Annotated in this window: 11 protein-coding genes; 6 read left to right on the top strand and 5 right to left on the bottom strand. The window is 55.9% G+C overall.

Annotation, left to right across the window (positions count from 1 at the left end; genetic code table 11):
* The first annotated feature begins 5 nt into the window (after nt 1-5).
* Together F8561_RS20120 and F8561_RS20115 are read left to right on the top strand one after the other, a co-directional pair.
* On the top strand, nt 6-1382 hold the full coding sequence (locus F8561_RS20120) for a diaminobutyrate--2-oxoglutarate transaminase (RefSeq protein ID WP_014170865.1): 1377 nt from the start codon (nt 6-8) through the stop codon (nt 1380-1382).
* A gap of 18 nt (nt 1383-1400) precedes the next feature.
* Nucleotides 1401-2867, top strand: a complete 1467-nt coding sequence (locus tag F8561_RS20115; protein WP_025203662.1) for a pyridoxal phosphate-dependent decarboxylase family protein — start codon at nt 1401-1403, stop codon at nt 2865-2867.
* A gap of 36 nt (nt 2868-2903) precedes the next feature.
* On the opposite strand, the gene F8561_RS20110 is transcribed toward F8561_RS20115, so the two are convergent.
* Both F8561_RS20110 and F8561_RS20105 read right to left on the bottom strand, forming a co-directional pair.
* Nucleotides 2904-3419 (bottom strand): protein disulfide oxidoreductase, encoded by a 516-nt coding sequence (locus F8561_RS20110; RefSeq protein ID WP_047742885.1) that lies wholly within the window; start codon nt 3417-3419, stop codon nt 2904-2906.
* Between the two features lie 70 nt (nt 3420-3489).
* The gene (locus F8561_RS20105) at nt 3490-4410 is read right to left on the bottom strand and encodes a LysR family transcriptional regulator (RefSeq protein WP_165602347.1); all 921 of its coding nucleotides are present in this window, start codon (nt 4408-4410) and stop codon (nt 3490-3492) included.
* Nucleotides 4411-4532: 122 nt separating this feature from the next.
* On the opposite strand from F8561_RS20105, the gene F8561_RS20100 reads away from it, so the two are divergent.
* Together F8561_RS20100 and F8561_RS20095 are read left to right on the top strand one after the other, a co-directional pair.
* A complete protein-coding gene (locus tag F8561_RS20100) occupies nt 4533-6311 on the top strand; it encodes an adenine deaminase (RefSeq protein ID WP_151887819.1) in 1779 nt (592 codons plus the stop codon).
* Nucleotides 6312-6331: 20 nt separating this feature from the next.
* Nucleotides 6332-7675 (top strand): NCS2 family permease, encoded by a 1344-nt coding sequence (locus tag F8561_RS20095; protein ID WP_032678560.1) that lies wholly within the window; start codon nt 6332-6334, stop codon nt 7673-7675.
* Here the strand turns inward: F8561_RS20095 and F8561_RS20090 are convergent.
* The 3 genes from F8561_RS20090 to F8561_RS20080 are packed head-to-tail and all read right to left on the bottom strand — an operon-like array spanning nt 7672 to nt 11458.
* Entirely contained in the window at nt 7672-9870 is a 2199-nt protein-coding gene (locus F8561_RS20090) for a polysaccharide biosynthesis tyrosine autokinase (protein WP_138614364.1), read from the bottom strand. The genes F8561_RS20095 and F8561_RS20090 overlap by 4 nt on opposite strands.
* The gene (locus F8561_RS20085) at nt 9870-10319 is read right to left on the bottom strand and encodes a protein tyrosine phosphatase (RefSeq protein WP_272456172.1); all 450 of its coding nucleotides are present in this window, start codon (nt 10317-10319) and stop codon (nt 9870-9872) included. The genes F8561_RS20090 and F8561_RS20085 overlap by 1 nt, the downstream gene beginning before the upstream one ends.
* Complete coding sequence (locus tag F8561_RS20080) at nt 10319-11458, bottom strand: polysaccharide export protein (protein WP_059306865.1); 1140 nt, start codon at nt 11456-11458, stop codon at nt 10319-10321. The genes F8561_RS20085 and F8561_RS20080 overlap by 1 nt, the downstream gene beginning before the upstream one ends.
* Before the next feature lie 490 nt (nt 11459-11948).
* On the opposite strand from F8561_RS20080, the gene F8561_RS20075 reads away from it, so the two are divergent.
* Together F8561_RS20075 and F8561_RS20070 are read left to right on the top strand one after the other, a co-directional pair.
* Nucleotides 11949-12281, top strand: a complete 333-nt coding sequence (locus F8561_RS20075) for an RcnB family protein (RefSeq protein WP_008500887.1) — start codon at nt 11949-11951, stop codon at nt 12279-12281.
* Nucleotides 12256-12711 (top strand): GNAT family N-acetyltransferase, encoded by a 456-nt coding sequence (locus F8561_RS20070; RefSeq protein WP_410172487.1) that lies wholly within the window; start codon nt 12256-12258, stop codon nt 12709-12711. The genes F8561_RS20075 and F8561_RS20070 overlap by 26 nt, the downstream gene beginning before the upstream one ends.
* The last annotated feature ends 77 nt before the right edge of the window (nt 12712-12788 follow it).

Genomic DNA, 12788 nt, shown 5'->3' with positions numbered 1-12788 from the left:
GTGATATGATGACGGATAAAGTCCGTATTGACACCGTAGATGCCCACAAAAGCAACGAAACCTATCTGGCCCGTCAGGCCGAGTTTGAATCTAACGTCAGGAGTTATCCGCGCAAACTGCCTTTAGCAATCACTAAAGCAGAAGGCGTGTGGATCACCGATGCAGACAATAAAGAATACCTTGACTGTTTAGCAGGCGCAGGGACCCTTGCGCTTGGACATAACCATCCTGATGTGCTGAAAAGCATCCAAAATGTCATTACCAGCGGCTTGCCGTTACATACTCTGGATCTGACTACGCCTCTGAAAGACGCGTTCTCAGAATATCTGCTCTCTCTGTTGCCTGGTCAGGGCAAAGAGTACTGCCTGCAGTTCACCGGTCCATCCGGTGCTGATGCCGTTGAAGCAGCGCTGAAACTGGCGAAAAAAGTGACCGGTCGTAGCGGTATCATCAGCTTCTCTGGTGGTTACCACGGTATGACTCACGGCGCACTGGCCGTTACCGGCAACCTGTCTCCGAAAGAAGCGGTTAACGGTATGATGCCAGAAGTGCAGTTCATGCCTTACCCACACCAGTACCGTTGCCCACTGGGTATCGGCGGTGAGGCGGGTGTGAAAGCGCTGACCTACTATTTCGAAAACCTGATCAACGACGTTGAAAGCGGCGTGCGTAAACCTGCGGCAGTGATCCTTGAAGCCGTTCAGGGTGAAGGCGGCGTGAACCCGGCTCCGGTTGAGTGGCTGCAGCGCATCCGTAAAGTGACTCAGGAACACGGCATTCTGCTGATCCTCGACGAAGTTCAGGCTGGCTTTGCCCGTACCGGTAAATTCTTCGCCTTCGAACACGCGGGCATTGAGCCAGACATCATCGTGATGTCTAAAGCGGTTGGCGGCGGTCTGCCACTGGCGGTACTCGGCATCAAAAAACAGTTTGACGCGTGGGCACCAGGCCACCACACCGGTACCTTCCGCGGCAACCAGCTGGCAATGGCAACCGGTCTGACAACGCTGAAAATCCTGAAAGACCAGAACATCGCGGGCAAAGTGGCCGCACAGGGCGAATGGCTGAAAGGCCAGCTGAACGAGATGGCGAAACGCTATCCGGTTATCGGTCACGTTCGCGGCCTGGGCATGATGATCGGGATTGAGATCGTTAAGCCACACGAAGCGGCAGACCACATGGGTTGCTACCCGGGTGATGGCGAGCTGTCTGCACTGATTCAGAAGAAGTGCTTCGAAGCCGGCCTGATTCTGGAGCGCGGTGGTCGCAACGGTATTGTTCTGCGTCTGCTGCCTTCCCTGCTGATCAGCGATGATGAGCTGAAAGTCTTCCTGGATAAATTCGAGCAGGCGCTGCTTGCTGCGGGCGTTCGCCCGGCGTAACCGGAGTTGTTGAACACGATGTCAGATTCAAACCCAATTTTGTTCTCCTCTGCACAGAGCATTGAAGCTTACCAGCAGGCGATTGAACAAAGCACTCAGGCTGTGATGCAGTGGCTGAAACAGCCTGAGATGTATCAGGGCAAAACGGTCGCGGAATTGCGCGACCGTATTAAGCTGGATTTCAACCCGAAAGGGCTGGGCAACGAAGCGGCGATTGAACGCGCCGTGGAGTTCTTCCTGAAAGACAGCCTGTCCGTTCATCACCCGCAGTGTGTGGCGCACCTGCACTGCCCAAGCCTGGTGGTTAGCCAGGCGGCGGAAGTGCTGATTAACGCCACTAACCAGAGCATGGACTCCTGGGATCAAAGCCCGTCCGCAACCATCATTGAGATCAAGCTGATCGAATGGCTGCGTACCCGCGTGGGTTATCAGGCTGGCGACGCTGGTGTGTTCACCAGCGGCGGCACGCAGAGCAACCTGATGGGTCTGATGCTGGCCCGTGATGCGTTCTTCGCGCGTCAGGGTCATTCCGTTCAGCAGGACGGCCTGGTTGGCGATCTGCGTAAAATCCGCGTGCTGTGCTCTGAAAACGCACACTTCTCCGTGCAGAAGAACATGGCGCTGATGGGTCTGGGCTACCAGTCCGTCGTGCAGGTGAAAACGGATGAATTCTCGCGCATGGATCTCAACGATCTGGCAGCGAAAATTGAGCAGTGCAATGCTAACGGCGAGCAGATCCTGGCGATTGTTGCCACTGCCGGTACTACCGATGCAGGTGCAATCGATCCGCTGCGTGCCATTGCTGAACTGGCGGCGAAACAGAATATCTGGGTACACGTTGATGCGGCCTGGGGCGGCGCGCTGCTGATGTCTGAGCAGTATCGTCACTACCTGGACGGTATCGAGCTGGTGGATTCCGTTACTCTGGACTTCCACAAGCAGTTCTTCCAGACCATCAGCTGCGGTGCGTTCCTGCTCAAAGAAGCGCGCCACTATGAGCTGATGCGCTATCAGGCGGCCTATCTGAACTCTGAGTTCGATGAAGAAGCTGGCGTGCCTAATCTGGTGTCCAAATCTCTGCAGACGACCCGTCGTTTCGACGCGCTGAAGCTGTGGATGAGCCTGGAAGCGCTGGGTCAGGAACAATACGCGGCGATCATCGATCACGGTGTTACGCTGGCACAGCAGGTTGCGGCTTACGTGAAAGAGCAGCCTGCTCTGGAACTGGTTATGCAGCCGCAGCTGGCAAGCGTACTGTTCCGCTTCCGTGGACAGGTACAGATGGACGACGCGGGTATCGCCCTGCTGAACCAGAAAATTGGTGATGCGCTGCTGGAATCCGGCCGTGCTAACGTCGGCGTGACCGAGCATAACGGCGTCACCTGCCTGAAGCTGACTCTGCTGAACCCAACCGTGACCCTGGAGGACATTAAAGTCCTGCTGTCGCTGGTTGAGCGTACCGCACAGGAAGTTCTGGCGAAGTAATATCCAGCCCCTCTTCCGCCGGAAGAGGGGCTCTCTTTACAGCCCTGCCCACCACAGTCTGAGCTTCATTCCCCAGTAACTTGTCCACCCCGTAGTAGTACTGACCACTTTCCCCTTCGACACGATCACCAGCGTCGGTGTTACGCTCACCTGCCACGCCTGTGACAGCGCACCGTTGGTATCGTTGACCACCGGCATGACCAGCTGTTTCTTGTCGACCCAGCGCGCCAGCTTTGCATCGTCGCCGGAACGCATGGCGATACTCACGACGTTGCCACCCTGTTCTGCCAGCGTATTGACCGAGGGCGTCGTAAACCGGCAGATGCTGCACCAGGTTGCCCATACGTATATCAGCAGCGGGCGTTCCTGGCTGAGTGCCGTTATATCGTGGCTCTTTCCGTCGATGCTGTGCATCGGTGCAGCGCTAAAGCTGGCGGGGAGTGTGGGCTTGCGGTATTGATCCACGCCCCACATGACGGCCAGCGCGAGCAGAAAGAAGATGATCCCTTCCCGCGCCCAGCGGCGCAGTCGCCTGAATTTGCGGTTTTCCATTGTGACCTCTTGATGAATCGACGGTCATCTTAGCGAGCAATGCGCCCTCACGCTGTAAAGAAGTGTCGGGTCATTTCGTTCGCAACGTGTCGGCCATCAGCGTAAAGCAGGTTTCGATAAGCGGAGGAAGCGGCTGCGGGGCGCGCATTAACGCCACCGTGCGGGCCAGGGCCGGTTGTTGAAGATGTACCACCCTGAGCTGCGGGTCCTGCAGGTGCGTGGTATAGAGCTGCGGTAAAATCGCCACGGCGAGTTTCGAGCGCACCAGACCGTACAAAGTTTCGATGTAGTCCACCTGATAACGTGTCGGCAACGACAAACGGTGGCTTTCCGCGAGCGCCGCAACCAGACGCTGAATATTACCTTTTGAGAACACGGCGATATCCCGCCCTGCCAGTTGCTTCCAGGGCAGGTGCGCCGACGCGGCCAGCGGATCGTCGCTGTGAATGACCGCGACAAACGGGTCATCCTGTAAGGGAAACACGTTCAGCTGGTCGGGAACAGAGTTATCGAGCGCACCAATGCCGAAATCAATCTGCCCTTTCAGCAGCTGGGCCACCAGCGCATCGTTGGTTTGATCGTGAAATTCCACCCTGAGGCGGGGAAAAGCCTGCGCGAGCGTCCGGGGCAACAAGGGGAACAGCAGCGAACTCACAGAAGGGATCAGCCCGATACGCACCGTACCTTCTCCGCCCGCCTGAACAATGTGCTGCATGTCGTCAAACGCAAGCTGCGCCACGCTGAGCACCCGCTGCGCGTGCGGCAGGATGGCATTGCCAAGCTCCGTCAACGTCACGGCCGAGGCGGTCCGGTTAACCAGTTTGCCCCCAAGCACCGTCTCGATTTGCCGCAACGCACTGCTGAGGGCCGGCTGGCTGATAGCCAGTTTGCTGGCGGTATCAGTAAAATGACGCAGCTGCGCCAGAGTGACAAAATACTGTAGCTGTCGAAGAGAGAGCGCGGGCAAGCGCTGCCAGGGTTCCGTCATGATTATCCATTACACGCGTCACAGAATAACCCGGGGTTATCGGGCGATAAATTTTATCAGCTGGGCAAACGTTTGCCGTGTGCATAGAGTAGCGTCATTATTTTGATGCTGGAACTGTTAATTGCATGACTGCTGAAACCCGACGCCGCGCCGTTCAGGCTGCACGAGGCGAAATGCCCTTTGACCTGCTGCTCACCGATACCCGTATTGTGGATATGGTCACCGGTGAGATCCGCGAAGCGGATGTTGGTATCGTGGGATCACTGATTGCCAGTGTCCATCCGCGCGGCAGCCGCAACGACGCACATGAGACCCACGCGCTGAACAACCAGTTTCTGTCGCCAGGGCTGATGGATACCCACGTCCACCTTGAAAGCTCCCATCTTATGCCCGCCCGCTACGCGGAGATTGTGCTTGCACAGGGCACCACGGCGGTCTTCTGGGATCCGCATGAACTGGCCAACGTGCTGGGCATTGACGGCGTCCGTTTTGCCATTGAGGCCAGCCGCAATCTGCCGCTGCAGGTGATGGTCGCCGCGCCTTCAAGCGTGCCCTCAACGCCCGGCCTGGAAATGTCCGGGGCGGATTTTGCCGGAGACGAGATGAACACCCTGCTCGGCTGGCCGGAAGTGCGCGGTGTGGCTGAAGTGATGGACATGCACGGGGTGCTTAATGGCAGCCAGCGTATGCTTGAAATTATGCAGGCCGGGCTCGACAGCGGAAAGCTGATTGAAGGCCATGCCCGCGGTCTCAGCGGTGCGGATTTACAGGCTTATCTGGCAGCAGGCGTGACTTCTGACCATGAGTTAACGTCAGCTGACGATGCGCTGGAAAAACTGCGTGCCGGGCTGACGCTGGAGATCCGCGGTTCGCATCCTTATCTGCTGCCCGATATTGTCAGCGCCCTGAAAACGCTCCCCCATCTTTCGTCTCACATCACGGTTTGTACCGATGATGTTCCGCCAGACATCCTCATGGAAAAAGGCGGGATCATCGCGCTGCTGAACCTGCTGATTGAACATGGATTAGCGGCCACCGACGCACTGCGTTTTGCAACGCTCAATGCGGCCATACGCCTGCAGCGTAACGACCTGGGGCTGATTGCCGCCGGGCGTCGCGCGGATCTGGTGGTGTTTGACTCGCTGGATAAACTGACGGCGCGCCAGGTCTACGTCGCCGGAAAGCTGATTGCCCGGGACGGGGCAACGCTCGAACCTGTTGCTGATACGCCTCTTACGTTGCCGCGTGATACCGTACGGTTGTCTGCCCTGACCGCTGATGATTTTTGCATGCGCATTGACAACGCGAACCATGGCGTGGCTCGCTTGCGCCACATCCGCGGCGCGCGCTTTACCCGCTGGGGTGAAACAGATGTGCAGGTGCGCAACGGGTGCGTGCAGATCCCGGACGGTTTTAGCCTGATCTGGGTTCAGCATCGCCATGCCCGTCATGCAGCAAAACCGCAAATTGCCCTGCTTGAAGGCTGGGGGGAACTGCGTGGGGCGATTGCCACTAGCTACTCGCACGACTCTCACAACCTGGTGGTTCTGGGCCGCGATCCGAACGATATGGCGCTGGCTGCCAATACGCTTATCAACAGCGGTGGTGGCATGGCGCTGGCGCAACAGGGTGACGTGATTGCCCACGTTGCCATGCCGATTGCGGGCATGCTGTCGGAACTGCCACCTGCCGAGCTGGCGCTGCAGTTCAGGACGCTGCGCGATCGCAGCAGTCTGATTGCCGACTGGGAACCGCCGTATCGGGTCTTTAAGGCCATCGAAGGAACCTGCCTTGCCTGTAATGCCGGGCCACACTTGACCGATCTTGGACTGACCGATGGCAGCACGCGCCAGATTGTCGATCCGCTGATTTCTTACCGGGAAACCCCGGACAACACACAATAATACCGAAGGAGAGCCGGATAATGGCCGACAATACCGTTAATTCGCCAGCACCAGGGCGCTGGCTTGAACGTCGTTTTGCCCTCCGTGCACGCGGGAGCACCGTGCGCACCGAGTGCCTGGCGGGTATCACCGGTTTTCTCGCCGCCGCCTATTTGCTGGTGGTGATCCCGGGGCTGCTGGCCGTGGGAGGAATGGATAAAGGCGCCGCGACCACGGGCACCATTCTGGTCTTCGTTGCCGGGACGCTGCTGATGGCGTTTTACGCCAACCTGCCGTTTATCGTCGGGCCAGGAATTGGTGGCTCGGTGCTGGTCGGGGTGACGCTTGCGGGCAGTGAAGGCATTGGCTGGCAAATTGGTCTGGGTATCGCCTGCTGGTCGGGGATTTTATTCTTCCTGCTGACCCGGTTTGGCCTGCGTGAAGTGGTGACCCGCTCGGTGCCGCAGTCCATCAAGCTGGGGCTGACGGCCTCCATCGGGCTGTTTGTCGCCGTACTCGGTTTCCGCAACGCCGGGCTGGTGCTGGCGAATGCCAAAACGAACGCACTGATGCTGGGAGATTTTTTATCACCCGGTGCGCTGGTGGCGTTGCTCGGCCTGTTCCTGGCTATCGGCCTGCAGGCTCGTCGTATCCCGGGTGCGATCCTGTGGGCTATCCTGCTCGCGACCCTCGTGGGTATTCCGATGGGCGTCACGAAATTACCCGCCAGTTTTATCGATGTGCCCCACTCCATCGCTCCCGTCCTCGGGCATGTCGATATGCTGGGCGCGCTGAATATTGCCTTTCTGCCATTCCTGTTTGTCTTCTTCGCCTCCGAGTTTTTCTCCACCATGGGAACAACGCTGGCGGTGGGCGGGGAAGCAGGGCTGCTGGATGAAGAAGGCAATATGCCGAACATTAACCGCCCGTTTATGGTGGACTCCATTGCCGCCGCGATTGGCCCGTGGGTAGGCATTCCTGCCGCCACGGCGCTGATTGAATCGTCCGCAGCCGCGGAAGCCGGCGGCAAAACCGGCATGACCGCGCTGGCCGCGGCGGTAATGTTCCTGCTGATGCTGCTGTTTACCCCTGTGGCGCTGATGATCCCGAAAGAAGCCACGGCGCCCGCCCTGATCCTCATCGGGCTGAATATGTTTAGCGGTTTACGTAAGGTTGATCTGGCGAACTTCACCGACGGCTTGCCGGTGTTGATGATGGTGATGATTACGCTGATTGCCAACAGTTTCGGGACCGGTATTGCGGGCGGGCTGCTGTTTTATATCGTTATCAAAGCGATAGCCGGGAAATGGCGCGATATCCCCGTCGGTCTTTGGATCCTCGCCATTCCCCTGGTGTATTACTTCGCCACGCTGGTGAAGCACTAACCCTCACGCCGCTTTTCCTTCGGGGTATAGCCGTAATCGAAATGGCTATACCCCGCGCTGTAATACAGCGCCGCAGATTTCACGATATCATTGAGAATGGCACCGTTCACCTGCACCCCCATCTGCTGCAGACGCTTTACACAGTTTTCCGTCTCTTTCACGTTGGTTTTACCAAAGCGGGCAACCAGTAACGTGGTTGCAGCCACTCTGGCAATCAGCACCGCATCGGTCACGGCCAGCACCGGCGGTGTATCAACGATAACAACGTCATAGTGTGCATTCATCCCCGACATCACCTCCTGGAAGCGTTCTCCCATGAGCAGCTCCACGGGACGTAATGGCTGGGGACCGCAGGTCAGAACATCAAATCCCGCCTTATCAACGCGCTGGATCGCCTCCTGCCATGCCACATTTCCCTCAAGGACAGCGGATAATCCGTGATGGTTGTTCAGCTTAAAGAGATTATGCACATAGCCTTTACGCATATCCGCATCGATAAAGAGCACCCGCTTTCCGGCCTGAGCCGCTATTGATGCCAGTGACGTGCTGACCAGCGTTTTGCCGCAATTCTGCGTGGGGCCCGTAATCACCACGATCTGGTTTGAGGCATCCATCATCGTGAAATGCAGGCTGGTACGCAGTCCGCGCATCGCTTCAACAAACATATCCGCTGGCCGGTCTGTGGGCAGGAAGGGGATATCCGAGGTTTTGTGTTTCCCGTGGGGCGCCAAAAAGTGCTTTCGGCGCAAATGCGTTTTTTTCCACAGCCAGACCGAGCGCGGCAGCGTCGCCAGAACCGGCATCCCTTGCTCTTCTATTTGCTCTGACGAGGTGATCCCTCGCCGACAGGCAGTACGAACCAACACCCAGCCCATGGAGACCATCAGCCCTAACAGCACGCCAGGCAGAATAATGAGCGCTTTACGGGGTTTTATTGGCTCAGGTTGCGTAACCGCGGTATCAATGATCCGCACGTTGCCGATGGCGCTGGAGCGTGAAATGTTCAGTTCCTGTTGGCGTGTCAGCAGCTGCAGGTAAATGGTACGCCCGGACTCGACATCACGGCTCAGGCGCAACACTTCCTGCTGGGTAGAAGGCATAGATGAAACCCGGCTGTTCAGGCGCGCGCGTCCCTCTTCGAGCGTTTGTCGCTTCTCCCGTAATGCGCGATAGGTCGGGTGATCCTTTTTGAAAAGCTGAGAAACCTCTGCCTCACGAAAGGTCAGTTCGTTGAGTTGATTTTCCACGTTAACGACCTGATCCAGTACGGACTTCGCCTCAAGGGATAAGTCGACGGAATCGCGCTGCGCCCGATAGGCATTCAGTCGTGCTTCGGCCTCATCCAGTTCGTGACGGACCTTAGGCAACTGCTCCTGTAAAAACGCCAGACTTCGGGCATCCTGTGCCTCCTGGCGCGCAATATTCTGGCTGAGATAATTTTCTGCAATCGTATTGAGCACCACCGCTATCCTGTCCGGGTCTTCACCCGTCAGCGTCAGGGTGATCATACCGCTCTGTTTACCGGATTCCGCGACAAAGAGTCTCTTCTGCAGCGCGTTAATTGCCTCAAGCCTGGTAAAGGCTTGAAGGGTAAATTGGGTCCCTGGCTCCGCGCTGAGCGAGTTCACCAGAAGCGTGATCCCGTCTTTCACCAGCCGTTTGCCAACCCTACCGTCAGCCTTAAGCGTCTCCCCTTCCAGACGATACCGGCCCTGCCCCAGCACGGTCAGGACAACCGCTTGCGGTTTCCCCTCCTGCTGGGGCAGGTTAAGCTCACCTATCGTCATGTTGCCCGGTTTGCTGCCGCGTAGACGTTCCCAGAGGCGCCCCACAACCGGGAGAACGCGCTGTTTTACCTGATATGTCAGCCCCAGATTATCAACGGTTCCCCCCAGGATCATGCGCGATTTAAGCAGCAACAGTTCAGGTTCAGCGTCGGGTGAAAGGTCAGACCCAAACTGGCTTAAGCTTTTAAGCAACGAGTTGTCCTGCTTTGCTTCTATCTGTACCAGGGCATCCGCCTGGTAGACCGGCGTGGCGCTAAACGCGTAGAGCCCCGCGCACACCGTAAACAGGAGCGTGACCAGCCCGATTAGCATGCGGTGATCAATCATCTCAGCAAGTAGCTGCATAAGATCGATTTCATTACTGTGCGGTGCGGCAGCACCGTATTTGTCTGATGTATGAGAAGACATTAACGCTTAATTCCTTTTTGACCCACACGACGAGCCCATTCCTGACTGGCTTTTACCAGTTGCCCGAAAATATATTCAAACGCTTCACGACTTTTGCGGTAAGGATCGGGAATGTCCTTGTTTTCCAGCCATTGGCCAAACAGCAGCGATTTTCCACGACATTCGGGTGACACGGCGGCAATAAAACGCAGGTGCTCCGGCTCCATCACCAGAATCAAATCGGAGGTTTGCAACATGCTGCGCGTCATCTTGCGTGCCACGTGCCCCTCCAGCGAAACGCCATAACACCGGGCCACCTCCCGTGCAGTTGCATCCGCCGGGCGTCCTTCAAATCCGTAAATCCCAGCCGATGTCACGAGTCTGCCGGGCAGCTGTTGTCGCAACAGCCGTTCCCCCATCGGCGAACGGCAAATATTGCCGGTGCAAACCACTAAAATTGAGTTGAACATTATTGCGGCCATGAACGGATGAAGCGGACGGTTTCGGTCAGGTCATGGACACCGCTGATGGTGGGTACCAGCTGTGTGATCACGCGATTCCAGCGTGACAACGGCGCAGTGGTGACGTAGACAATGTCATACGGTTCAAGCTGGAATTCCGTCCCCAGCACCATCGCGGAGGCATCCTTGGCATTGAGCTGATAGATATTGGCAATTTTGTCCGTCGCCCCTTTTTTCGCTACCGAGCGAATAACAAAAATCCCGGTTGCATCGGCCATATTCTGATCCAGCCCGCCTGCATTCCCCAGGGCTTCCGCCAGAGTCATTCCGCTACGATCCATCTTCAACGTGCTCTGCTTCACCACCTCGCCCATCACGAACACTTTTAAGGCATCGTTACGCGGAACAAAGAGGATATCGCCCGGATACAGCAGCTTATTCTGGCTTAAATCACCATGCTGCATCAGCGCATAGAGCGAAAGGCGCGCGTCCTGGCCATTATGCGTGAGGACCACATTACGCCAGTCGGCATCCGCGGAAAGCCCACCTGCGGCGTTGACCGCGTCCATTACCGTCAACGGAATATTGGTTATCGGTTGCTGGCCTGATTTTGCCACCTCTCCCGTCACATAGGCTTTTTGTGAGCGGAAAGACGCCACGCTGACATCCACCTGCGGACTCTCAATGACCTTCTCCAGTTGCGCGGTGATTGCTTCACGCACCTGCGCGACCGTTTTGCCTGCAACATGCAGTTTTCCGACGTAGGGATAGAAGAGCGTTCCATCCGCATTCACCCAGTTACCCGCGTCACTCGCGGTACGATACTGCCCTGCGGGAGTGGTTAATTCCGGATGATCCCAGACGGTGACCGTCAGGATGTCGCCGGTGCCTATGCGGTATTCCCAGTTTTTGACCTGCTCATCCAGAGTAGGATTTGCCTGAGATTTGAGGACAGGCGGTCGCAATCTTTCAACAAGCGCCGGGGTCAGGGGATAAATTTCCACGTGTTGATCGAGCTGATAATTCGCTTCTCCGTCAGTCATGACTTTTTTCCCGGTAATGCTGAGATCCTGACCTGGCGAAAATACGCAACCAGTTAACTGGCCGACTGAAAGAAATAAAAGTGAAAATAGCGTTGTATTTTTCATTTATATAAAAAGTTCTTTTATTGTTGTGTTTGTTGTTAAACAGATAAAAAATAAATTCATTTACATTAAAATTTTCAACGGGTTATTGTTTTAGCGGACGTATTACAAAAAACAGACAACGTTTCCCTTCCTGGCGATAAAAAAAGCAAAATCGTTCCCATTCTTTTGAAAAAAATGGAAAGAGATTGATGTCATACGGAGGCAATATTAAATGTTCTTACGTGGGAAAGCATGCGTTGAACAGTCCATTTGCGAAGTGAGAAGGTATTTTCAGAATTGATTAATGAAATAATAAATATTGGAAATATCAAATTCGGGAGATATTGACTGTAGTGATACTGCGCGCGTCATTACGACTACACAAAACCGTCCACTTTTGTTACATTTTTTTTCAAACACACCATGCTTTGGTACTTAAAATGGACTGTCTGCCTCGCGTTCCATGAACCCGCAGACGAAAAGTATCTGTAACGATATCACTGGAGAAAAAATGGCTAAGCGTAAATTGCTGCTTCTGGGTGTATTACTGTCTCTGGCGGGTTCCGCGTTTTCTGCCCCGCAAACCGCCGCTGCGCCATCAGGCATTAAAGCCTATGAGGAACAAGAGTTCATCGCTGATTTCACCAAATTCAAGATTGGCGACACCGCACCGGCGCAGTATCAAACGCCTGAGTACACCATTAAACAGTACCAGCTGCGTAACCTGCCGGCCCCGGATGCGGGTACCCACTGGACCTATATGGGCGAGAACTACGTCCTGATTGGCGATGCAGATGGCAAAATCTACAAAGCCTACAATGGAGATATCTTCTATCACCGCTAATGACATTTTAATCCGGCCCTGGCAGGAGAGCGATCGCCCCTTTTTGCGAACACTCTATCTCCACGTACGGCGCGAGGCCTGGCCATGGCTGGACGGTTCCGAGTGGCAGCTTGAAGACTTTGACGCGGCAACCCGCGACGAAGTGATTTGGGTGGCCGTTCAGGACGGGCATCGACTGGGTTTTGCGTCGGTGTGGACGAACGACAATTTCCTGCATAATCTGTTTGTCGATCCGCAGTATCAAGGTCTGGGCGTCGGTCATTTGCTCCTTGAACAAGTGCAAAACGCGTTCACCAGTACGGGTTCGCTGAAGTGTTTGGTAAAGAATGACAGGGCTGTTGCCTTTTACCAGCGCCACGGCTGGCATATTGAAGCGAAGGGTGACTCGCCGGAAGGCGAGTACTTTTTAATGCATTACGTACAGCGTTAAACGCGGGTGACGCTTCGCTGAGCCGGCCTACAACACGTTATCTCCGTAGGCCGGGTCAGGCGCAAACGCCGCCCGGC

The sequence above is a fragment of the Enterobacter sp. 198 genome (assembly GCF_009025585.1).
Taxonomy (GTDB): domain Bacteria; phylum Pseudomonadota; class Gammaproteobacteria; order Enterobacterales; family Enterobacteriaceae; genus Enterobacter; species Enterobacter ludwigii.
This window is presented reverse-complemented; position numbering and strand designations above follow the sequence as displayed.